The sequence below is a fragment of the Methylobacterium sp. Leaf94 genome, from assembly GCF_001426045.1.
In the GTDB taxonomy this organism is placed as follows: Bacteria; Pseudomonadota; Alphaproteobacteria; order Rhizobiales; family Beijerinckiaceae; genus Methylobacterium.
The window spans coordinates 46,375-67,220 of record NZ_LMRM01000015.1; the positions used below are offsets into that span (position 1 = coordinate 46,375).

The following is a 20,846-nucleotide window of genomic DNA, read 5'->3' on the forward strand; positions in this document are numbered from 1 at the left end:
GGTCGTCGGACCCTGCGCGTCCACACACGTCAGGGAAGCGATACGATGCACGAGAATTCCGCCGGACCGGCCGCATTCTGGGCCTCGGTGGCGAACGACGTCACGTCGCGGGTCGAGCCGGTGCTGGCCCGGGACGGCAAGGCCCGAGAGGGCGTGATCGAGTATCTGCGCGACCTCGAAGCGGTGGCCCTGCGCGACGGCAGCAGCCGCGAAGCCTTGCAGGTGATCGCTTCGGGCCGGCGCCTCCTCGGCGACCGGAGCGATACTCCGCCCGCCGAGATCGCCCGCGCGGTGCGGACAGCCTTGATCTGATCCCAAGCCGGACGCGAGATGCGTCCGGCTCGGGCTGATGCCCTCAACCGGCAATGTCCCTTACCCGGGAGGCGACCCCAGGGCCGCCCGCGTGAACGCATCGGCGCCGATCTCGTCGGTGCCGTTCATCCCGAGGCTCTCGATGAGCCGGCCGCGGGCGCGGCTGACACGGCTCTTCATGGTGCCCACGGCGACCCCGCAGATCTCCGCCGCCTCCTCGTAGGTGAAGCTCTGCGCACCGACGAGGACCAGGGCCTCGCGCTGGCTGAACGGCAACGCGTTCAAGGCCTCCTGGAACTCGCGCATCTCCACCCGGATCTCCTGCTCGGGCAGGCTGGTCAGACGCCCCGCCAGGGCACCGTCGGCGTCCTCCACCTCGCGCTTGCGCTTGCGCTGCTCGGAATAGAACAGGTTGCGCAGGATGGTGAACAGCCACGCCGTCAGGTTGGTGCCCCGGGTGAAACTGTCGGCCTTGGTCCAGGCCCGCACCAGGGTGTCCTGGACGAGGTCGTCGCTGCGGTCGAGATCGTAGGTCAGCGAGAACGCGAAGGCGCGCAGGGCCGGAATCGCACCGAGCAGGAGTTCACGCATCTCGGCATCGGCGCCCTGCGGCGTGCCGACCCGTTGGGGCATCGCGTTGGTCATCAGGATCCTCGCGTGGTGCTGCGGGCGGCCAGATCGGCGAGGAGGGCGTCGAAGCGGTCGGGGAGCGGCTGATTCAGCACCTCGGCATAGAGGAGGCGCAGGTTGCGTCCGATGCGCCGGCGCGCCTCCACCGTCATGCCGGCTTCGCCTTGGCGGGCCCAGGGTGATGGAGGCGGCGCGACGCCGGAAGTTCCGGCGCGCGCGGCCTCGGGCGCGCCCGCTTCGGAGCGGGCGACCGCCATCGTGGCCGTTGTTTCCGCGGCCCCGCGGGACGCCGCCATCGGCGCGACGAGGGAGAGATCGCCTGGATCTGTGCTGCGGTTCGGGTCGCTCGAATCAATGCTCATTGCTGCTCGTCGCTCGACGGCCGGGGCCGGAGAGTCCGGAGCGCCGTCATTTCGGCGGCCGTGCTACGGCTGCGCGATTTAACGACCTCTGAAAAAAGCATTCATCTGATCTTAAGCCGCCGAATGCAGGCGAAAGACCACGAGCATCAAATAGAAACAGTTAGAAACAAATGCGATACATCACCGAAGCGTCGCCGTTATGGTTCTATAGTCCCACAATCCTGTCGCCAAGCTGAACAATACGGCGACGGAGTTGAGCCTGGGCGTCCAAGCCCACCGTGCCATCCCGGACCGGGCCGGATACCGGCATGGCCCGGGGTTTGCGCCCGTCGCCGAACCCTCGTTCCAGCCCTCCCCCGGAATCGCCCATGAGCCTCGACGTGCCCGACCTCGACCGTGTCGTTCGCGAGATCGCCGACGAGATGCGGGAGCGGCCGGACCGGGGCGAGGTGGCGACCTACATCCCCGAACTGGCGGGTGTCGATGCCAAGGCCTTCGGTCTCGTGGTGATCGATGCCGAGGGACGGATCGCGGCCGGCGGCGACAGCGACGAACCCTTCTCGATCCAGAGCATCTCCAAGGTCTTCACCCTGACCCTCGCCCTCGGCATGGCCGGCGACCGGCTCTGGCGCCGCGTCGGGCGGGAACCCTCGGGCAGTCCCTTCAACTCCATCGTCCAGCTGGAGCGCGAGCGCGGCATCCCGCGCAATCCGTTCATCAATGCCGGGGCGATCGCGGTCACGGACCTGATCCTGTCCGGCCACCAGCCCCGTGAGGCCATCGGCGAGATCCTGCGTTTCATGCAGTTCCTGGCGCAGGATTCCAGCATCGCCATCGACGAGGCGGTGGCCGCCTCCGAGCTGCGGACGGGCTTCCGCAACATGGCGCTTGCCCACTACATGAAGTCCTTCGGGGTGCTCGACAATCCGGTCGACTTCACCCTCGGCGTCTACTTCCACCACTGCGCCCTCAGCATGTCCTGCCGGCAGCTCGCCCAGGCGGGCCGCTTCCTCGCCCATTCGGGGCGCAACCCCCTGACGGGGTTGTCCGTGGTGTCGCCCGAGCGGGCACGGCGCATCAACGCGGTGATGCTCACCTGCGGACATTACGACGGCTCGGGGGAGTTCGCCTATCGGGTGGGTCTTCCGGGGAAGAGCGGCGTCGGCGGCGGCATCCTGGCGATCGCGCCGGGCAAGGCCTCGATCGCCGTCTGGTCGCCCGGCCTCGACGCCTCCGGCAATTCCCATCTCGGACGGATCGCCCTGGAGATGCTCACCCGGCGGCTGGGCTGGTCGATCTTCGGCGCTTGAAGGCTGGAGGACCGGCTCGCTCCGACCGACTTGCCGTCCGAACAGGCAAAAAGAAGGGCCCGCCGCGCAGAACGCGGCGGACCCTGCCTAGGTTCGAAGCAAAATTGACGAATTGACGCCTAAAACCTAGGCAGCCGCCTGCTGACTCGTCGCGGTCGGAACCGAGGAGATCGTCTTCAGGATCTGCGAGGCGATCTGGTAGGGGTCCCCCTGGCTGTTGGGACGGCGATCTTCGAGGTAGCCCTTGTATTCGTTGTTCACGAAGCTGTGCGGCACGCGGATCGAGGCGCCCCGGTCGGCGACGCCGTAGCTGAACTGGTCGATCGCCGCCGTCTCGTGCTTGCCCGTCAGGCGCATGTGGTTGTCGGGGCCGTAGACGGCGATGTGGTCGTCGAGGTTCTCCTTGAAGGCCGCCATCAGGGCTTCGAAATACGCCTTGCCGCCCACCGTGCGCATGTGCTCGGTCGAGAAGTTGGCGTGCATGCCCGAGCCGTTCCAGTCCGTCGCGCCGAGCGGCTTGCAATGGTACTCGACGTCGATCTCGTAGGTCTCGCACAGACGCTGCAGCAGGTAGCGGGCGACCCACATCTCGTCGGCGGCCTTCTTGGAGCCCTTGCCGAAGATCTGGAACTCCCACTGGCCCTTGGCCACCTCGGCGTTGATGCCCTCGTGGTTGATGCCGGCATCGAGGCAGAGATCCAGGTGCTGCTCGACGATCTTGCGGGCGATGCTTCCGACTTCCTTGTAGCCGACGCCGCAGTAATACGGCCCCTGCGGAGCCGGATAGCCGGAGGCAGGGAAGCCGAGCGGACGGCCATCCTTGTAGAAGAAGTACTCCTGCTCGAAGCCGAACCAGGCGCCGTCGTCGTCGAGGATGGTGGCGCGCTTGTTGGAGGCGTGCGGGGTGACGCCATCCGGCATCATGACTTCGCACATCACCAGTACGCCGTTCTTGCGCGTGGAATCCGGGAAGTGGCGCACGGGCTTCAACATGCAATCGGAGCTGCCGCCTTCGGCCTGCATCGTCGAGCTGCCGTCGAAGCCCCAGAGCGGAAGCTGCTCAAGGGTCGGGAACGCGTCGAATTCCTTGATCTGGGTCTTACCGCGAAGGTTCGGCACCGGAGTGTAGCCGTCGAGCCATATATACTCGAGTTTGTATTTCGTCATTCCGAGCCTCTCGTCCTGAAGCGATGCGACATCCCAGGACACCTGACGGGATTCGCAGCCATTGCTGACTGAGGCGGCCTAAGCAACGTTCGCGCCAACCGGCACCGGTTCGGTGCTGCGGCATTTGGGCGGGAGAGGCTTCGCGTGAGACTTCGTTAACGGATCCGGACTAGCGCTGAGAGGATCAGGAGATCGCGATGCGCAGACGGGTAAGCGCCGCGCTTGCCGGCGTTGCCCTGATTGCCTTCGCGGCATCGGGCCTCGGATTACGCACCTCGGGTGCCGGCGAGCCGGAACAAGCGAATGTCAGCACGACGCAGGCCGAGCTGTCGGCGCTGCGCGAGGCTTATCGGCGCGTCGACGAGGCGGTCTACCCGGCCGACAATCCCTACAGCCCGGCCAAGGCCGCACTCGGCCAGCGCCTGTTCTTCGATACGCTCCTGTCGGGCGAGCGCACCATGAGCTGCGCCAGCTGCCACGTCCCGACTCAATCGTGGAGCGACGGCCGCCCGCGCGGCATCGGCGAGACCGGCGCGGCAATGAAAGTGCGCACGCCGACCCTGCTCGACGTGGCCCAGATCCCGATCCTCGGTTGGGACGGCAAATTCCGCGACCTCGAGAACGTTGCCTTCACGCCGATCACCAGCGCCAGCGCGATGAACCTGCCCGAGGCGACCTTGCTCGCACGGCTGAGAGCCGATCCCGGCTACGTCCGCGCCTTCGCGGCGGCGTTCCCCGAACGCGCCGCAGCCGGCGGATCGCCTGAGGCGATCAGTCGGCGGACCGTCGAGCTGGCGCTGGCGACCTTCCAGCGCTCCATCGTCTCCGGCGAGGCGCCGTTCGATCGCTGGGTCGCGGGCGACGCCCGCGCCATCGGCCCGAGTGCGAAGGCCGGGTTCGCGCTCTTCAACGGCAAGGCGCAATGCGCCGGCTGCCATTCGGGCTGGACCTTCACGGACGGATCCTTCCACGACATCGGCGTCGGCGCCGAGGCGGATGTGGGACGGGCAGCGTTCTTTCCGGATTCGGTTCAGCTCCGCTACGCGTTCAAGACCCCCACCTTGCGCGACGTCACCGAGCGCGGCCCCTACATGCACGACGGTTCGCTGGCCTCCCTGCGCGACGTCATCGATCTCTACGATCGCGGCGGGATCGACCGGCCCAGCCGATCGCCCGCGATCAAGGCGCTGGGGCTGACCGACGCCGAGAAGCGCGACCTGATCGCGTTCCTGAAGACCCTGAGCGCCGACGGCACGGCCAGCCTCCCGGTCCCGCCCCGCCTCAACTGAGGGATCGCCCTTCGTCAGGGACGCTGTCGGGTCGCGTCAGCGGAAGAGCGGGAGAGCGGCCCCGAGGAGGCCGAGCCCGCCGAGGAGGAGGCGCCCGGACCAGCGTTCGAGAGCGTCGGCCCGGCTCGGCGCGCGCGTCGCCGCGTAGGACAGGCCGGTCCCCACCATCAGGCTCGACAGGCTCAAGGTCGCGATCATCGGGCTCTTCGGGTGGCTCTTCGGGTCGAGGCGGGCGATCCCCGGCGTAGCCCCGCGAGGGTTAGCGGACCATGTCCGGGTGCAGGCTTTCCGACAGCATCGTCATCGAAGCGTTACGGGATCCCCATGCATCCGACCGGTCGGACGCGGATCACGGCCGATGCCGGCAAGCAACAGGTTAACCATTTAGAAAGGTCTATTAACAAGTTCCTTCCGCAAACCGGCGAAGGCGCGTAGTTTTCATCGCGCCGGCAGGCCCCCGCGCCGGTGTCGTGAATAGGGCTTCCCTCCATGTACCCCGGAAGACGTTGGCTGCCGCGCACCGCAGTCATGATGATGGCGGCTGTCCTCACGGTCGCAGGCTCCGACGCCGCGATGGCACACGTGAAATGGTTCTGCGCCTACGACCTGGTCGGGTCGCCTCGTGACCTCGGCGAGGTCCTGTGCTCGGACTTCGAGAAGCTGGTCGGCCTCTCCGTGCTCGCCCTGATGGTGGGCGGTCTTCTCGAAGGTACGGTGCTGGGGGCAGCACTCACGCGATCCCTCGACCGGACCACGGCCTGGGCACGCGAGAACACCGAGCTCCTGTTCCGTGCGGTTCTGGGCGGCTTCTTCGTCGCGCTCTGGACCCTCGGCGGCGTCATTCTGACGCCCGAGCTGAAGACGACCAGCAGCGCGCTCCCGTGGTTCCAGCTCGCCATCGCGGCCGGCTTCCTGTGGCGGCGGACCATGCCGTTCTCGGCCCTCGGCATCGTGGTCCTGTTCACGACCGCCCTGGTCCAGTACGGCGCCTTCCACCTCGCGGACTACCCGATCTTCCTCGGAGTCGCCGCTTACTGCGCGCTGACCGGCCTCGGCCGCTCCCTACCCGGCGGCCTCCGTCCCCTCGACATCGTGCGCTACACCGCCGCCATCACCCTGATGTGGGCCTCCGTCGAGAAGTGGGCCTATCCGCAATGGTCGTTCCCGCTCTTCATCGAGCATCCGGCGATGACGCTCGGGTTCACGGGCGAATACTTCATGAAGGCAGCCGGCGCGGTGGAATTCGCCCTGGCCTTCGCGCTGGTCTGCACCCCGCTGGTCCGCCGGGTCGCCGCGATCCTGCTGGCCGCCACCTTCATCTCGGCGATCTTCGAGTTCGGCAAGGTCGACGCCATCGGCCACGCGCCGATCATCGTCGCGATGGTGGCCCTCGCGGCCGACAACGCCGCATCGCCCTATCGCCTGCGTAACCTTGCCCTCACGCCCGTGGGCTATGGGGCGGCGCTGACGGCCTTTCTCGGCCTCTACTACGGCGCCCACGCCGTGCTGCAGGGGTCGACCCTGCTCTGAGGGTCGCTCGCGCGCCGTGCGGGCGCGACGGGAAGCGCCGCGGGCGGCTCCGGCGGGAGCCCCGGCGGCGCTCGATTCGGAGACGGTCGATCGCCCCGGATGTCAGCGGCCGTCGACCCGTACGGTCAACTTCATCTTCGGATGGATCCCGCACAGGACGGCGAAGGTCCCAGCCACGTTGAAGACGACCTGGGTCCGGCTCCCGGGCCTCAGGTCTCCCGAATCGAACGTGAAGTCCGGCGCATCGATGTAGACGTGGTGAAGCAGGTCGCCGTCGTCGTTGACGATCTCCACGTTGGCACCGCGTGGAACCGTAAGGGCATTGGGTTGAAAGGCGCGCCCCTTCTGGGACACGTGCAGGCTGGGCGCACCGACGGTGGCCCAGGCAAGCCCGCCACTCATCGCACCAAGAAGCCCGAAGGCCAGGCAAGCAATTGTCGAGGGCCGCATCGGTTTTCCGTTCGTTCAACGACGATCAGGATCGAAACGAGCCGCGACCGAACCACGACGAGCAGTCTCGATGCTCAAGAGCCTTTCGACCTCCACAACCATAAAACGCCTGAGTGAAAGTCCGGTTAAGGGGATAAACTGCCGGCCCGATCTCAAGATCGCCTTAACGTCTTTCGGTCATCCTGCTGCGATGATGGGACGGGACAAGGCTGGATGACATCGCCCGCAGACCCGATGACATCGCGGGCGCGTCCCGGCCGGCGGCTCGCGGAGGCCGTCGCCGCGATGCTCGGCACGATCCGGGGACGGATCGTGATCGCGTTCCTCGTGATGAGCGCCATCACGGGGGCGCTCGGGTTGTCGGCGGCGTCGAGCATCCGCCGCGCCGACGAACTGGTCAGCCAGACCTTCGACCGGTCTCTGATGTCCATCAATTATGCCCGGGCCGCCGCCACCGACTTCGCCGGGATGCGCACGGCCGAGGCCCGGCGCTGGATGGTCACCGATCCGGCGGCCCGCACCCGCCTCGACGAGCGCTTCGCCAGCCTGCAGCGCCTCCTCGCCGAGGACCTCGAGATCGCCGTGGAGCGCGCCCAATCCGAGCGTGCGACCCGCGCGGCGCAGGCGGCCGAGCGCGCGGTGTCCGCGTGGACGGAGGCCCGCGCCAGGATCACCGATTTCGGCCGGAGCGAGGCTGCCTATGCGGAGCTCGACCGCCACGCGGCGGTGGCGGAGGAAAACTTCGACCTGTTCATCAACTATACGGCCGGCGACGGCTTCATCTATCGGCAGCAGGCCCGCGCCATCGTGGCCCGTGAGACCCGGCTCAACCTCCTGGGCACCCTGATCGCCGTGCTGCTTTCCGGGACCGTCGCCTTCTGCCTGGCGCGCCGCATCATGGGGCCGCTCGCCGATGCTTCGCAGGTCGCCACCCGCATCGCGGGCGGCGACCTCAGCGGCACGATGCCGGCCGGAGGGGCCGATGAGGTCGGCACGCTTCTGTCGGCCATGGGCACCATGCGCGACAACATCCGCCGTGCGATGGAGAAGGAGGTCGCACAGCGGATTTCCGCCGAGGACCGCCTCGCCGATGCCCTGGAGACCTCCCGGGAGGGGATCGTGGTCGTCGACGAGGCCGGGCGGATCAGCCTCACCAACAGCCAGGCGGAGGACTACCTCGGCTTCGCCGCCGGGACCCGGCCCGCGGGCCGCACGATCGCCGCGCTCGCGGCGGGTGAAGCCGGTCCGGGCAGCCTCGCCCAGGCGCTCCTTGCCACGACCGACGAGCGCAGCGAGCTGCGCCTCGGCGATGGCCGTTGGCTTCGGATCAGCCGGAGCGCCACGCGCACGGGCGGCTTCATCGCGGTCTGCAGCGACATCACGCTCCTGAAGGAGCAGGAAGCCATCCTCCAGGCCACCAACCTGCGCCTCGACACCGCCCTCGACAACATGTCCCAGGGCCTCTGCCTCTTCGACGCCGACGGCCGCCTCACCGTCGTGAACCGGCGCTACTGCGAGATCTTCAGCCTCGAGCCCGGGCAGCTTCCCCTCGGTCTGCCCTATCGCGACGTCGCGGGGCTCAGCGCCGCGCGCGGGGACTACCCGCAGCCCGAGCCCGATGCCTTCGCCCTGGCCCAGGCCGAGACCGCCAGCGGCGGCGCAGTCGATTCCGACTTCCTCCACCTCGGCGACGGGCGCGTGGTCGCGGTCTCGCACAAGGCGGTGCGCGGGGGCGGCCTCGTGGCGACCTACGAGGACGTCACCGAGCGCCGCGAAGCGGATGCGCGCATCGCCTTCATGGCCCGGCACGACGTGCTCACGGGCCTGCCGAACCGGGCGATGTTCGGCGAGCGGATCGAGGAAGCGGTCGCCCACCTCGGACGCGGCAGCCCGTTCGCGGTGCTCTGCCTCGACCTCGACCGCTTCAAGGAAGTCAACGACACGCTTGGCCACCCCGTGGGCGATGCCTTGCTGCGGGCGGTCGCCGACCGCCTGCGTGCCTGCGTGCGCGAGGTCGACACCGTGGCCCGCCTCGGGGGCGACGAGTTCGCGATCATCCTGTCACAGGCCGAGCAGCCCCGGGACGCCGCCGTGCTCGCCCGGCGGATCGTCGAGGTGGTCAGCGCGCCCTACGACCTCGACGGCCACCGTGCGAGCGTCGGCGTCAGCATCGGCATCTGCTTCGCGCCCGGCGACGGCACCACCTGCGACAAGCTCCTCAAGAATGCCGACGTCGCGCTCTACCGCGCCAAGGCGGATGGGCGCGGGACCTGGCGCTTCTTCGAGGCGGAGATGGATGTCAGCCTCCAGGCCCGCCGGGCCCTCGAACTCGACCTGCGCGAGGCCCTGGCGCGCGAGGAGTTCGAGCTGCACTACCAGCCGATCTACGACTTCCGCGCCCGGCGCATCGGCGGCTTCGAGGCCCTGGTGCGCTGGCGCCACCCCGTGCGCGGCCTCGTTCCGCCGGGCGACTTCATCGCGGTCGCCGAGGAGATCGGTCTCATCGTGCCGCTGGGCGCCTGGTGCCTCACCACCGCCTGCACCGAGGCGATGCGCTGGCCCGACGGCATCAAGGTCGCCGTCAACGTCTCGGCGGTGCAGTTCCGCGACGAGGTCATCGTCGAGGCCGTCCGTCAAGCCCTAGCGCAGAGCCGGCTGCCGCCGGGGCGGCTCGAGCTCGAGATCACCGAATCGGTGCTCCTCAAGGACAACCTCGCCACCCTGGCGACGCTCTACGCCCTTCGCCGCCTCGGAGTCCGGATCGCCATGGACGATTTCGGCACCGGCTACTCGTCCTTGAGCTACCTGCGAAGTTTCCCCTTCGACAAGATCAAGATCGACCAGTCCTTCGTCCGCGACATCACCAACAAGACCGATTCCGGCCTCATCGTCCGGGCCGTGATCGGCCTCGGTCTCAGCCTTGGGATGCGCACCACCGCCGAGGGGATCGAGACGGAGGCGCAGTTCGATCGCCTGCGCAGCGAGGGCTGCGACGAGGGCCAGGGCTACTTCTTCGCCAAGCCGAGTCCGGCCTCCGAAGTCCCCAAGGCGATCGAACGCTGGTCGCGCGGGAACAGCGACGCTGCCCGGGCGGTGGCCTGACGGCGCCCCGCTCGGCGCGACCGCCAGGACCCGCGCCCGGCGACCGAGCCCCGGCGACGGTCCGGGATCAGTCGACGACCTTGAGGTCGTCCACGGCGACGTCGCCGTTCTGGCTCGTGAAGGTCGGCGAGCGTCCGTTCGACTGCGAGACGCCGCTGATCCGGTGATCGCCGCTGTCATAGGTCGTCCGCTTGCCGTCCCGCTCGATCAGCAGGCGGTGCTTGTTGGGAAAGAACGCGTAGCGCATGTCGTTCTGGCCGCCGCTGGTGGAGGGCTGCCCCAGTTCCTGCGGCCACCACGGGTCGGATCCCTTCATCGGCTCCATGGGCTTCATGGGTTCCATGGGCTTCATCGGCTTCATCGGTTCCATCTCGGGCCGTCTCGCTGTCGTGAGGGGAAGGGACGTCATGTGTCGTGAAGGCACGGCTACGCCCGAGACCCGCGAAGGTTGCGCGCCGGCAGCGGGAAATCGGGTTTGCGCGCCGCGCATGCCGGTCCGCGTCCGACCTATCCCCTCCCCGCCCAGACCCTTCTGGACCTTGGCCGCCATTGAATTCGCCGGGGCGCGACGGCATATCGCGCTCGCTTCATCCTTTCTTCGACATCAGGAGGCGGTCCCTTGAGCGACACCGTGGAACGGCACGAATTCGGTGCCGAGGTCGGGCGTCTGTTGGACCTCGTGGTCCATGCCCTCTATTCCGACCGGGAGATCTTCCTGCGTGAGTTGGTGGCCAACGCCGCCGACGCCATGGACCGGCGCCGCTTCGAGGCGCTGACCGATCAGGCCTCCGCGCTGCCCGCCGACGCCAAGGTCCGCATCGCGGCGGACAAGGCGGCCCGCACCCTGACCATCACCGATGCCGGCATCGGCATGACGAAGTCGGAGCTGGCCCAGAACCTCGGCACCATCGCCCGCTCGGGCACCCGCGCCTTCAGCCAGACCCTCAGCGACGCCAGGCCCGAGGACAAGCCGAGCCTCATCGGCCAGTTCGGCGTCGGCTTCTACTCGGCCTTCATGGTCGCCGACCGGGTCACCGTCACCTCGCGCCGGGCCGGCTCCGAGGAGGCCTGGACCTGGGCGTCCGAGGGCCAGGGCAGCTACACCCTGGAGCCCGCCACCCGGGCGGAGCCCGGCACCGACATCGTCCTGCACCTCAAGGAGGATGCCGACGAGTACCTGGAGAGCTACCGGCTCGACCACGTCGTGCGCAAATGGGCCGACCACATCACCGTGCCGATCGCGATCCGCGGCGAGGACGGCAAGGAGGAGAACGCCAACCAGGGCACGGCCCTGTGGCGTAAGGCGAAGTCCGAGGTGACGCCGGAGCAGTACACCGAGTTCTACCGCCATGTCGGCATGAACTTCGACGAGCCCTGGGCGACCCTGCACTGGCGCGCCGAAGGGGCGCTGGAATTCTCCGCGCTGCTGTTCGTGCCTGGCATGAAGCCGTTCCAGGCGGTGGAGGGCGAGCGCGCCAGCAAGGTGCGCCTGCACGTCCGTCGCATGTTCATCACCGACGAGGCGGAGCTCCTCCCCTCCTGGCTGCGCTTCGTGCAGGGCGTGGTCGACACCGAGGACCTGCCCCTCAACGTCTCCCGCGAGATGCTGCAGGCGACCCCGGTGCTCACCAAGATCCGCCGCGCTGTCACCGGCCGCGTCCTCTCCGAACTCACCACCCGGGCCAAGGACGCCGAGGGCTACCGCCCGTTCTGGGAGAATTTCGGACCCGTCCTCAAGGAGGGCATCTACGAGGATCACGAGCGGCGGCCCGAGATCGCGCCGCTCTTGCGCTTCCACTCCTCCGCCGTCGAGGGCTGGACCTCCCTGCCCGAGTACGTTTCGCGGATGAAGGACGGTCAGGAGGCGATCTACTATCTCGTCGCCGATGATGCCGACGCCCTGAAGCGCTCGCCCCAGCTCGAGGGTTTCCGCGCCCGCGGCATCGAGGTGCTGCTGCTCTCCGACCACGTCGACGCCTTCTGGCCCGAGGCCCTGGCCCGCTTCGACGACAAGCCCCTGCGCTCGGTTACGCAAGGGGCCGTCGACCTCTCGAAGTTCGCGGGCGAAACGCCCGAGGGCGAAGAAGCCCCGGCCTCCGTCGAGGCCCTGGTCGCGGCACTCAAGGACGCGCTCGGCCCCGACGTCTCCGACGTGCGCGCCACCGACCGCCTGGTCGAGAGCGCCGTGGTGCTCTCCGCCTCCGGCCATGGCCCGGACCTGCAGATGCAGCGGCTCCTGCGCCGGGCCGGCCGGGGCGGCGGCGGTATGCCGGTCCTGGAGATTAATCCGCGCCATCCCCTGATCCGCGCGCTCAGCGCCAAGGTCGAGGCGCAAGAGGCGATCACCAACGCGGCCGGGACCCTCCTCGACCTCGCCCGGGTGCAGGACGGCGACACGCCGCGGGATCCCGTCGCCTTCGCGCAGAAGATGGCGGCAGCCCTGGCGGCGGCCTGAGTCCGGCCTCCGCTCGACGAGGCGGGTCCGGCGGAGCGTCTTGGCCGGACCCGCCTGGCCTGACGGGCGATCGGACTTCGAGAGCACGGGTTCCGAAAGGGCTTGGCGCAGACCGTGTCCGACGCTAAGGGCCGCTCCGGAGACACGAAGGCCGCCGCACTCGTGCAGGGCCGAGCGACAGCCCCGACACGTGCCGATCCAACCGTCGGAGACTTCTGCGGTCTGGACCGGAACGGCCTACCGGCCCGATGGACAGCCCCTGGCGTGCCGGGGCCGTGGGGAGTCAGACGGCGACGGCGCGGACGCGCGGCAGATTGGCCACGGACGCCGGAGGCGGCAGGCGCTAGAAACGCCGCCGATGGATCTCCGCCCCTATCAGCGCGCCAGCCTCGACGCCCTCTATGCTTCCTGGGCACGACAGGAGGGCCCGGGCCTCATCGTCCTGCCGACCGGTGCCGGCAAGTCGCTGGTGATCGCCGCCCTGGTGCGAGAGATGCTCGATCGCGATCCCCGCCATCGCATCGTCGTCGTCACCCACAGCCGCGAACTCATCGCACAGAACCACCGCGAACTCCTGGCGCTCTGGCCGGAGGCACCGGCGGGTATCTATTCCGCCGGCCTCGGTCGCCGCGAGGCCGGCGCACAGGTGCTGTTCTGCGGCATCCAGTCGATCTGGAACCGGACCCGCGACCTCGACGCGTTCGACCTCGTGGTCGTAGACGAAGCCCATCTCATCCCCCGCGACGCCGAGACCCGCTACGGCCGCTTCCTGGCCGCCCTGCGCGCCGAGCGCCGCGACCTGCGCGTCGTCGGCCTGACGGCCACGCCCTACCGCCTCGACAGCGGGCGCCTCGACGCGGGCCCCGGCCGGTTGTTCGAAGCCATCGTCTACGAGGCCAATGTCGGCGACCTGATCCACCAGGGCTACCTCGCGCCGCTCATCTCCAAGGCCACCGCCACGACCCTCGACGTCACGGGGGTGCCGCGGCGCGGGGGCGACTACATCCCGAGCGCCCTCGAGGCCGCCGTCAACCAGGACTGGATCACCCGCGCGGCGGTGGGGGAGATGGTCGGCTACGGGCAGGGCCGCCGGGCCTGGCTCGCCTTCTGCGCCGGCGTCGCCCACGCCACGGCGGTGCGCGACGCGATCCGGGCCGAGGGCCACAGCTGCGAGACCCTCTCGGGCGAGACGCCCAGGCGGGCGCGGGACCGCATCGTCCGGGCGTTCCGCGAGGGCCGGATCCGCTGCCTGACCTCGGTCGGCGTCCTCGCCACCGGCTTCAACGTGCCCCAGGTCGACCTCGTCGCCCTGCTGCGCCCGACCCAGAGCACCGGGCTCTACGTGCAGCAGGTCGGTCGTGCCCTGCGCCGGGCTCCGGACAAGGCGGACGCCCTGATCCTCGACTATGCCGGCCTCGTCCGCATGCACGGTCCGGTCGACATCGTCACCGCGCGCAGCGCCGCCGCGATCCGGGGACGCGAGGGCGAGATCCGGGCGAAGCCCTGCCCCGGCTGCGGCGCGCTGATCGCGCTCAACGCCAGCACCTGCGAGGCCTGCTGGGTCGAGCCCGAGGCGGAGCGGGACGACCCGGGCCACGAGGCCTCCGCCGACGACGCCCATCCGATCCTCTCCCGGCCGATGCCCGTCCGCGCAGGATCGGCTTGGCAGGGCGTCGCCGGCTGGACCTTCGCCACCCGCGCCCGTTCCGGTTCGGCGGAAGACCTCGCGATCACGTTTCACCTCTGCGATGGCCGGCACCACTGGATCGTGGTCGGCCTCGCGCAGGTCGGTTACCCGCGCGAGAAGGCGGTCCAGTGGTGGCGCCAGCTCGGCGGCGGCCGCGACGTCCCGATGACGGCCGTCGAAGCCATGGCGGCGCAGGACCGTCTCACCCGCCCGGAGGCCATCGACATCCGCGCGCAGGGGCGCCTGACGGAGACCATCCGCTACCGTTTCCCGGACGGCCGCATCTTCGCCGATACCCGCCGCCTCGACGATCGCGCCGCCTGACAGCCGCCGATCCGGCACCGTCCCCCCTACTCGGGCTTGCGCCGGGCCAACGGCACTGGTAGCGCAGGAACGCACGCCGGTTTAGCTCAGCTGGTAGAGCAACCGCCTTGTAAGCGGTAGGTCGCGAGTTCAAGTCCCGCAACCGGCACCATACGTTCTCGCTCCGCGCGGGCCTCGATCATGAAATTTTCGGATCGGTCCGCACGAATTTTCCAAGGCCGTGGTCACCTTGGGGGTACATGGCAGGTCCGTGTGCGATCAGCCGCGGACTGATTTTTTGACTGAGCTACAGAAAGATCGCCTCATCGCCGCGTTATCCTGCGATGAGGCATGATCTCATCCCGGGACCGCACACCTCGCATTCGCTTGAGCGTCGATCTGAATGGCTCCCTGTGAGACAAACTGGCGATGCTTCGCGATGCGAGAAAGATATTCGTCAGCAAGACTCGGCGACAACCGGACGTATTTCGTACCGGACCTATCCTTCATACGCCCCCAGCCGTTCGCGATTGCGCCGCTTCGAGCATCTTCGCTGGTGACACCGAAGACTGAGGCCATTTCATCATAGGTCAGCCAGATTTGCGCCATGGCTTGCGTCCCAATCAAGTCATCCACCGAGGAGATTGGGTTAGAGCATGCAACCCATAAGGCTGGGTGTACATTTGTGGTGAATCGTGCGGACGGGCTTCACGTGAAAGGGAGAACCGCTTCGTCGCCAAGCGTTCGATCGGCCGTACGCTGCCGACGCGGACCATTAACATCGACCGCGAGCAACACGCCGATTTCCGCTTGGTCGCGACCAGCCCTTGGCTGGCCACTCTGCGCGATCAAGAGGCCCGCCTCGCGTTCAGTTCGAGGCGGTAGACGGGCCGCTGAACAGTTTTGCCGAATCAACTTGAAGCCGGACCTCGATCACATCGCCGGGCTCGAGAGGTGTATCTTCGTTGGCACGCTGTGGGACCGTGGAAGCTCCGACCTTGCGGAAAATCGTGATGCTCTGCGGCGAGCCGCCGCCGCCAGCAAGCTGGGAGCGTAGCGCCGTGATGTAGCTGATCTTATCCCAGACGGCATCAATCCGCGAATTCGTCTTTCTCAGGTCCGAACTTGTGTCCGAGAGATCGGTCATCATCTCGGCCAGATGGTCGTTCTTGGTACGCTGAAGATCAGTCTCGGCTGTAACGCGTTCCTTCTTCGCGACTTCGATGTTTGCCGAGACCTGCAGCATGCGGGATGCCGAGAGCAAGGCTAGGCGCCGAGCATCGGAAACGCGCGTCAAGGGAACGGAACCGCGCCGATAGAGCTCTGCGATACGCTCAGCATCCTCCGCATCGCTCTTGCTCCCGTCTTCCTCCGATTTGATCTGATTTTCCAACACACGCATGCGCTCGATGGCATTCGCGATATTCTTCTCAAATCCTTTGTAGACGTCTCGATAACCTGCCTGCTTGGCAGCGAGCCGGTCGATCTCGCTCTTGCGAATTCCTTTCTCAACAGCTTCAACGAGCGGATTGCGGCCGACTGGTATCGGCTCCGCTTCTCCCGGTCGCCCAAGAGCATCGCGATAAAAGTCGATGCGACCACCCAGACGCACGCGGTCCAGCCAAAGTTTTCGATACTCGTCGAGCGAGTCGAGGGACGACAGCGGCGAGCTTTCAATTCTGGATCGCACGATGTCGTACCCGCCGGAACGGGCCACAGCTTGGCGAACTGTCATTCCTGGGCGAAACGCCTGCTCGCTCGGTTGAGCCACATCACCTTTCAGATAGACCGGCCTGTATTCGACGATTGAGATCGACACTTCGTCCGGCGCGATTACGGTCACGGCCTCGCGCCCATCGGGCAGACGCTGATTGTAGGATTTAGCGGAAATCAGAGAACGAAGTCGGTCAAGGAGCTCAACGAGGGTCAGTCCCTCGGCGTGAGTCTGACCGATGAGAGGCATAGAGATGTTGCCGTCGGGATCCACGGTCTCGCGTCGCTGAAGGCTAATGCCATAGACATTAAGTTCGAGGACATCTCCAGCGGCGATTCGATAGTCGGCGAACGCTGTAGATGTCCCGCCCAAGGTTCCAATGGCAATAATCGATCCGGCCAAAGCGGCTCGGAAATTGGCTGCCTTCAACGCCCACCGCATCGACATCCGCCCTCCTGCGAAGCTTGCTGATACCTGATCTCGCACCGCACCGCACCATACAGTTGTCGAGGGCAAATCCTATGCTACCCATCGGCGCAGTCGAAGATAGCGAATTTTGCGTCGCAATCATGGCGTTGGGACCGCAGCCTTCGAAGATACTCCATCAAACGATAGCATTTTTGAGAAAAACATAGACGTCGCACACGCCGACGCAAGACTGATCAAGAAAACACTTGGAACACATCGCAGCTCGGCTGGCTTTGGACCGGGCTGATGGAGAGGATCGGCCAGGACCAGAGGAATCGGGAATGAAGCGAGGAGATAGGCCGCGCTCGGAGCAGGCCTTGCTGATGCTGCGCCAGATCGAGGTTCAGACGGCGCAAGGCAAGAGCGTCGCCGTCGCGTGTTCAACGAGGCGGACATCTCCGAGCGAAGCTTCGACCGCTGGCGCAGGAAGTCTGGCGGTCCGAAGGTCGATCAGGACAGAAAGATGAAAGGTCCGGAGCACGAGGACGCCCGGCTTCGTCGTCTGGTGCCCGATTCATCATTGCAGAGGCAGGTGCTGGCGGACGTCGCCTCGGAAGTCAGTCCCACACGACGATTGTGCGCTCCAAGCCTCCTATCGTTGAGGTACACCTTCGCGAGTCTCGATCCTCGGACGCTGAGAGGTTCCGAACGTGCGGCGCGCCGAGGTATCAGGTGCCTGTTGAATGAGATTTGGTGCCCCTGGCGGGGCATTGTAGATCGGGCTCGATTGACAGCCTGCCCGCACGGGATCTCCGGCGATACAGGGAGAGCTGCCGCCCAAAGGGCGCCGCCCTTCAGCATTGGCAACCCCTTGGACTATCGATGGCATCGACAGGAAGAGCACGATCCTCATCACTGCGCGGCACCAGAACGCAGACCGAAAGAGCCGTCCGGTTTGCCCGCTCGAGCGACCCAACCCGACCTTGGACGTTCTTAGCATCTTCGGGAACATCATGTATTGAGTCTCCATATCCGCAATTATAGCCGACCGCCTCGGGCCGTGCGAGGTCCTTTGCCAGGAGGTCCCCTGCCGGCCGTCATTCAGCCCGTCCCTGTCCTTGGCTATCGTACGAGGCGGCCGGTCTGGTCTTCCTGTGCGAGTTTGAGGAGGTTCTGTCCGTAGGCGGTTTTGGCGAAGAGCTTGCCGCGGGCGACGAGCTGCTCCTTGCCGATGNATCGTACGAGGCGGCCGGTCTGGTCTTCCTGTGCGAGTTTGAGGAGGTTCTGTCCGTAGGCGGTTTTGGCGAAGAGCTTGCCGCGGGCGACGAGCTGCTCCTTGCCGATGAAGCCCTGCAGGTAGGCGATCTCTTCCAGGCAGGCCACCTGCAGGCCCTGGCGGTGCTGGAGCGTGCGCACGAACTCGGCCGCCTCCAGTAGGCTGTCATGGGTGCCCGTGTCGAGCCAGGCATAGCCGCGGCTCATGCGCTCCACGTGCAGCTGCCCGCGCTCGAGATAGGTCTCGTTGACGCTGGTGATCTCGAGCTCGCCCCGGGCCGAGGGCGTCACCGCCGCGGCAATGTCGAGGACCTGGTTGTCGTAGAAGTACAGGCCCGTCACCGCCCAGGGGCTCTCGGGGGTCACCGGCTTCTCGACGAGGCGCAGGGGCCGCCCGTCCGGGCCGAGGGTGACCACGCCGTAGGCCGAGGGATCGTCGACGTGGTAGGCAAACACCGTGGCGCCGCTCTCGCGGGCCCGGGCTTGGGCCAGCATCTCGCGCATGCCCGAGCCGAAGAACAGGTTGTCGCCCAGCACCAGGGCCACGCTGTCCGCACCCACGAAGTCGCGCCCGATCAGGAAGGCCTGGGCCAGCCCTTCCGGCCGGGGCTGGAGCGCGTAGCTGAAGGACAGCCCGAACTGCTCGCCGGTGCCGAACAGGCGCTTGTAGTTGTCCAGGTGCTCGGGGCTGGAGATGATCAGGATCTCGCGGATGCCCGCCAGCATCAGCACTGAGACCGGGTAGTAGATCATCGGCTTGTCGTAGACCGGCAGCAGCTGCTTGTTGATCGACAGCGTGGCCGGGTGCAGGCGCGTGCCCGTGCCGCCGGCCAGAACGATCCCCTTCATGCCTGTGTCTCCGTCGTTGTCCGTTCAGGGCCGACCAGCCGGTCGAGGATGTCGTCGAGGGCCTGTTCCCAGGGCCGCGGCTTCAGGCCGTAGGCGGCCGTCAGGCTCGCGGTCGACAGCACCGAATGGGCCGGGCGCCGCGCCGGGGTCGGGAAGGCGCTGGTGGGAATAGCGTCGACCGGGACGCAACGGGCCCCGCGCCGGGCCGCGCCCGCCACGATGGCGCGGGCAAAGCCGCACCAGGTGGTGGCGCCCGCATTGACGAAGTGGTGCGTGCCGGTGGGGGCGGTGGGATCGCGCGCCAGCGCCTGGGCGATCGCCGCCAGGCCCGCGGCGAGGTCGCCCGCGCTGGTCGGGTTGCCGTGCTGGTCGTCGACCACGCTGAGGCGTTCGCGCTCGTTCGACAGGCGCAGCATCGTCTTGACGAAGTTGCCCCGGTGCGGGCTCACCACCCAGGCGGTGCGGAGGATGGCGTGGCGGGGGTTGGCGCTGCGCACCGCGATCTCGCCGGCCGCCTTGCTGGCGCCGTAGACGCTCCGCGGGTCGACCGGCGTGTCGGGGGTGCAGGGGGCCTCTGTGCGACCGTCGAAGACGTAGTCGGTGGAGACGTGGACGAGGGGGATGCCGGCCTGGGCGGTGGCGGCGGCCAGGAGCGCCGGCGCCACCGCGTTCAGGGCCCAGGCCGCGGCGATCTCGCTCTCGGCCTTGTCCACGGCGGTGTAGGCGGCCGCGTTGACCACCGCCCCGTAGGGGCGCGCGCTCAGGGCGGCGTCGATGGCGGCGGCGTCGGTGACGTCGAGCGCCGTGCGGCTCGGGGCGTGCAGGCGGGTGCCCGCCTCCCAGAGCGCCGGGTTCTGCAGCTCGGTGCCGACCTGGCCGGCACCACCGAGGATGAGGATGTCCAGTGACTCGGGCATCAGGCGGCCTCAGGCGCTCGGGGCGGGGGCGGCGCCCTGGCCGAGCCCGAGGCGCTCGCCGGTGTAGCGGCCCTCGCGGATCGGGCGCCACCAGGCTTCGTTGGCCAGATACCAGCGCACGGTCTCCTCCAGGGCCCGCTCGAAGTCCTTGGTCGGATGCCAGCCGAGCTCGGCCTTGGCCTTGGACGGGTCGATGGCGTAGCGCCGGTCGTGGCCGGGCCGGTCGGCGACGGAGGTGATCAGCCGGTCGTGGGGGGCGTGGTCCGGGCGCAGGCGGTCGAAGGCGGCGCAGAGCGCGTGGACGACGCTGAGGTTGTTGCGCACCGCGCGCCCGCCCAGCAGGTAGGTCTCGCCGACCCGGCCCCTCTCGAGCACGGCCACGAGGCCGCGGGCATGGTCCTCCACGTGGATCCAGTCGCGCTCGTTCAGGCCGTCGCCGTAGACGGGCAGCGGCTTGCCCTCCAGGGCGTTGAGGATCATCAGCGGGATGAGCTTCTCGGGGAAGTGGCGCGGGCCGTAGTTGTTCGAGCAGTTCGTCACCAGGACCGGCAGGCCGTAGGTCTCGTGCCAGGCGCGGGCCAGGTGGTCGGAGGCGGCCTTGGAGGCCGAGTAGGGCGAGCGCGGGTCGTAGCGGCTGGCTTCGGTAAAGAAGCCGTCGGGCGGCAGCGAGCCGTAGACCTCGTCGGTGGAGACGTGCAGGAAGCGGAAGGCCGCCTTCTCGGCGCCGGCGAGCCCGTCCCAGTGGCTGCGGGCCCCGTCCAGCATGACCTGGGTGCCGACCACGTTGGTGCGGATGAAGGCACCCGGATCGGTGATCGAGCGGTCGACATGGCTCTCGGCGGCCAGGTGCATCACCGCCTCGGGCCGGAAGTCGGCGTAGAGGGCGTGCACGGCCCCCGGGTCGCAGATGTCGGCCTCGACGAGCCGGTGGCGCGGGTTGCCCGCCAGCGGCTGGAGCGAGATCGGGTTGGCCGCGTAGGTCAGCGCGTCGAGCGTCGCCACCGCATGTCCGAGGTCCTGCACCAGGTGCAGGACCAGAGCCGATCCGATGAAGCCGCAGCCGCCCGTCACCAAGATGCGCATGGG

The 20,846-nt window shown here is 67.9% G+C and carries 17 protein-coding genes, 1 tRNA gene and 1 pseudogene; 8 read left to right on the top strand and 11 right to left on the bottom strand.

The features are described from left to right. Window positions 1-45: 45 nt before the first annotated feature. On the top strand, window positions 46-312 hold the full coding sequence (locus ASG63_RS11195) for a hypothetical protein (protein WP_056216044.1): 267 nt from the start codon (window positions 46-48) through the stop codon (window positions 310-312). A gap of 60 nt (window positions 313-372) precedes the next feature. Here ASG63_RS11195 and ASG63_RS11200 read toward each other — a convergent pair whose 3' ends face one another. Both ASG63_RS11200 and ASG63_RS11205 read right to left on the bottom strand, forming a co-directional pair. After that, window positions 373-957 (bottom strand): sigma-70 family RNA polymerase sigma factor, encoded by a 585-nt coding sequence (locus ASG63_RS11200; RefSeq protein ID WP_056216046.1) that lies wholly within the window; start codon window positions 955-957, stop codon window positions 373-375. After that, window positions 957-1,304 (bottom strand): NepR family anti-sigma factor, encoded by a 348-nt coding sequence (locus tag ASG63_RS11205; RefSeq protein WP_056216049.1) that lies wholly within the window; start codon window positions 1,302-1,304, stop codon window positions 957-959. The genes ASG63_RS11200 and ASG63_RS11205 overlap by 1 nt, the downstream gene beginning before the upstream one ends. A 368-nt stretch (window positions 1,305-1,672) precedes the next feature. Here ASG63_RS11205 and ASG63_RS11210 point away from each other — a divergent pair, with 368 nt between their 5' ends. Continuing rightward, window positions 1,673-2,614 carry a glutaminase gene (locus ASG63_RS11210; RefSeq protein ID WP_200927248.1) on the top strand — a complete coding sequence of 314 codons (942 nt, stop codon included), beginning with the start codon at window positions 1,673-1,675 and terminating at the stop codon, window positions 2,612-2,614. Window positions 2,615-2,740: 126 nt separating this feature from the next. Here ASG63_RS11210 and ASG63_RS11215 read toward each other — a convergent pair whose 3' ends face one another. Then, window positions 2,741-3,781: a glutamine synthetase beta-grasp domain-containing protein gene (locus tag ASG63_RS11215; RefSeq protein WP_056216051.1), complete on the bottom strand. Its 1,041-nt coding sequence runs from the start codon at window positions 3,779-3,781 to the stop codon at window positions 2,741-2,743. 197 nt (window positions 3,782-3,978) lie between these two features. Between ASG63_RS11215 and ASG63_RS11220 the strand changes: the two genes are divergently transcribed. Next, window positions 3,979-5,070 carry a cytochrome-c peroxidase gene (locus ASG63_RS11220; protein ID WP_056216053.1) on the top strand — a complete coding sequence of 364 codons (1,092 nt, stop codon included), beginning with the start codon at window positions 3,979-3,981 and terminating at the stop codon, window positions 5,068-5,070. Between the two features lie 36 nt (window positions 5,071-5,106). On the opposite strand, the gene ASG63_RS25945 is transcribed toward ASG63_RS11220, so the two are convergent. Further along, window positions 5,107-5,268 carry a hypothetical protein gene (locus ASG63_RS25945; protein ID WP_200927249.1) on the bottom strand — a complete coding sequence of 54 codons (162 nt, stop codon included), beginning with the start codon at window positions 5,266-5,268 and terminating at the stop codon, window positions 5,107-5,109. 330 nt (window positions 5,269-5,598) lie between these two features. Here ASG63_RS25945 and ASG63_RS11225 point away from each other — a divergent pair, with 330 nt between their 5' ends. Next, window positions 5,599-6,600, top strand: coding sequence for a hypothetical protein (locus ASG63_RS11225; protein ID WP_056216056.1), 1,002 nt, complete (start codon window positions 5,599-5,601; stop codon window positions 6,598-6,600). A 102-nt stretch (window positions 6,601-6,702) separates the two neighbouring features. Here ASG63_RS11225 and ASG63_RS11230 read toward each other — a convergent pair whose 3' ends face one another. Further along, window positions 6,703-7,050, bottom strand: coding sequence for a cupredoxin domain-containing protein (locus ASG63_RS11230; protein ID WP_082487528.1), 348 nt, complete (start codon window positions 7,048-7,050; stop codon window positions 6,703-6,705). Window positions 7,051-7,263: 213 nt separating this feature from the next. On the opposite strand from ASG63_RS11230, the gene ASG63_RS11235 reads away from it, so the two are divergent. After that, complete coding sequence (locus ASG63_RS11235; protein WP_056216060.1) at window positions 7,264-10,152, top strand: EAL domain-containing protein; 2,889 nt, start codon at window positions 7,264-7,266, stop codon at window positions 10,150-10,152. A 67-nt stretch (window positions 10,153-10,219) separates the two neighbouring features. Here ASG63_RS11235 and ASG63_RS11240 read toward each other — a convergent pair whose 3' ends face one another. Then, on the bottom strand, window positions 10,220-10,522 hold the full coding sequence (locus ASG63_RS11240; protein WP_056216062.1) for a hypothetical protein: 303 nt from the start codon (window positions 10,520-10,522) through the stop codon (window positions 10,220-10,222). Window positions 10,523-10,771: 249 nt separating this feature from the next. Between ASG63_RS11240 and htpG the strand changes: the two genes are divergently transcribed. From htpG to ASG63_RS11255, 3 genes are all read left to right on the top strand, one after another. Next, complete coding sequence (gene htpG / locus ASG63_RS11245) at window positions 10,772-12,607, top strand: molecular chaperone HtpG (protein WP_056216064.1); 1,836 nt, start codon at window positions 10,772-10,774, stop codon at window positions 12,605-12,607. Window positions 12,608-12,965: 358 nt separating this feature from the next. Beyond that, complete coding sequence (locus tag ASG63_RS11250; RefSeq protein ID WP_056216066.1) at window positions 12,966-14,618, top strand: DEAD/DEAH box helicase; 1,653 nt, start codon at window positions 12,966-12,968, stop codon at window positions 14,616-14,618. 75 nt (window positions 14,619-14,693) lie between these two features. Continuing rightward, window positions 14,694-14,769, top strand: a tRNA-Thr gene (locus ASG63_RS11255). Window positions 14,770-14,954: 185 nt separating this feature from the next. Here the strand turns inward: ASG63_RS11255 and ASG63_RS25220 are convergent. The 5 genes and pseudogenes from ASG63_RS25220 to rfbB form a co-directional block, all read right to left on the bottom strand. Next, window positions 14,955-15,206 (bottom strand): hypothetical protein, encoded by a 252-nt coding sequence (locus tag ASG63_RS25220; RefSeq protein ID WP_156394158.1) that lies wholly within the window; start codon window positions 15,204-15,206, stop codon window positions 14,955-14,957. Between the two features lie 259 nt (window positions 15,207-15,465). Further along, window positions 15,466-16,758: a polysaccharide biosynthesis/export family protein gene (locus tag ASG63_RS24135; RefSeq protein WP_082559262.1), complete on the bottom strand. Its 1,293-nt coding sequence runs from the start codon at window positions 16,756-16,758 to the stop codon at window positions 15,466-15,468. A gap of 1,196 nt (window positions 16,759-17,954) precedes the next feature. Continuing rightward, a pseudogene (rfbA, locus tag ASG63_RS11265) lies at window positions 17,955-18,843 on the bottom strand (glucose-1-phosphate thymidylyltransferase RfbA); the annotation flags it as partial. Continuing rightward, the gene (gene rfbD / locus ASG63_RS11270; protein ID WP_056216083.1) at window positions 18,840-19,748 is read right to left on the bottom strand and encodes a dTDP-4-dehydrorhamnose reductase; all 909 of its coding nucleotides are present in this window, start codon (window positions 19,746-19,748) and stop codon (window positions 18,840-18,842) included. The pseudogene rfbA and the gene rfbD, both read right to left, overlap by 4 nt. 21 nt (window positions 19,749-19,769) lie before the next feature. Beyond that, window positions 19,770-20,843 (bottom strand): dTDP-glucose 4,6-dehydratase, encoded by a 1,074-nt coding sequence (gene rfbB / locus ASG63_RS11275; protein WP_056216070.1) that lies wholly within the window; start codon window positions 20,841-20,843, stop codon window positions 19,770-19,772. Window positions 20,844-20,846 lie beyond the last annotated feature (3 nt).

Excerpts from the sequence above, each read along its gene's own strand:
- rfbB (WP_056216070.1), bottom strand. The coding sequence starts at position 20,843 with ATGCGCATCTTGGTGACGGGCGGCTGCGGCTTCATCGGATCGGCTCTG.
- ASG63_RS25945 (WP_200927249.1), bottom strand. The coding sequence starts at position 5,268 with ATGATCGCGACCTTGAGCCTGTCGAGCCTGATGGTGGGGACCGGCCTG.
- ASG63_RS11210 (WP_200927248.1), top strand. The coding sequence starts at position 1,673 with ATGAGCCTCGACGTGCCCGACCTCGACCGTGTCGTTCGCGAGATCGCC.
- ASG63_RS11220 (WP_056216053.1), top strand. The coding sequence starts at position 3,979 with ATGCGCAGACGGGTAAGCGCCGCGCTTGCCGGCGTTGCCCTGATTGCC.
- ASG63_RS11195 (WP_056216044.1), top strand. The coding sequence starts at position 46 with ATGCACGAGAATTCCGCCGGACCGGCCGCATTCTGGGCCTCGGTGGCG.
- ASG63_RS11240 (WP_056216062.1), bottom strand. The coding sequence starts at position 10,522 with ATGGAACCGATGAAGCCGATGAAGCCCATGGAACCCATGAAGCCCATG.
- ASG63_RS11200 (WP_056216046.1), bottom strand. The coding sequence starts at position 957 with ATGACCAACGCGATGCCCCAACGGGTCGGCACGCCGCAGGGCGCCGAT.
- ASG63_RS11250 (WP_056216066.1), top strand. The coding sequence starts at position 12,966 with ATGGATCTCCGCCCCTATCAGCGCGCCAGCCTCGACGCCCTCTATGCT.
- ASG63_RS11230 (WP_082487528.1), bottom strand. The coding sequence starts at position 7,050 with ATGCGGCCCTCGACAATTGCTTGCCTGGCCTTCGGGCTTCTTGGTGCG.
- ASG63_RS25220 (WP_156394158.1), bottom strand. The coding sequence starts at position 15,206 with ATGGCGCAAATCTGGCTGACCTATGATGAAATGGCCTCAGTCTTCGGT.
- ASG63_RS11205 (WP_056216049.1), bottom strand. The coding sequence starts at position 1,304 with ATGAGCATTGATTCGAGCGACCCGAACCGCAGCACAGATCCAGGCGAT.
- ASG63_RS24135 (WP_082559262.1), bottom strand. The coding sequence starts at position 16,758 with ATGTCGATGCGGTGGGCGTTGAAGGCAGCCAATTTCCGAGCCGCTTTG.
- ASG63_RS11225 (WP_056216056.1), top strand. The coding sequence starts at position 5,599 with ATGATGATGGCGGCTGTCCTCACGGTCGCAGGCTCCGACGCCGCGATG.
- ASG63_RS11235 (WP_056216060.1), top strand. The coding sequence starts at position 7,264 with ATGACATCGCCCGCAGACCCGATGACATCGCGGGCGCGTCCCGGCCGG.
- ASG63_RS11215 (WP_056216051.1), bottom strand. The coding sequence starts at position 3,781 with ATGACGAAATACAAACTCGAGTATATATGGCTCGACGGCTACACTCCG.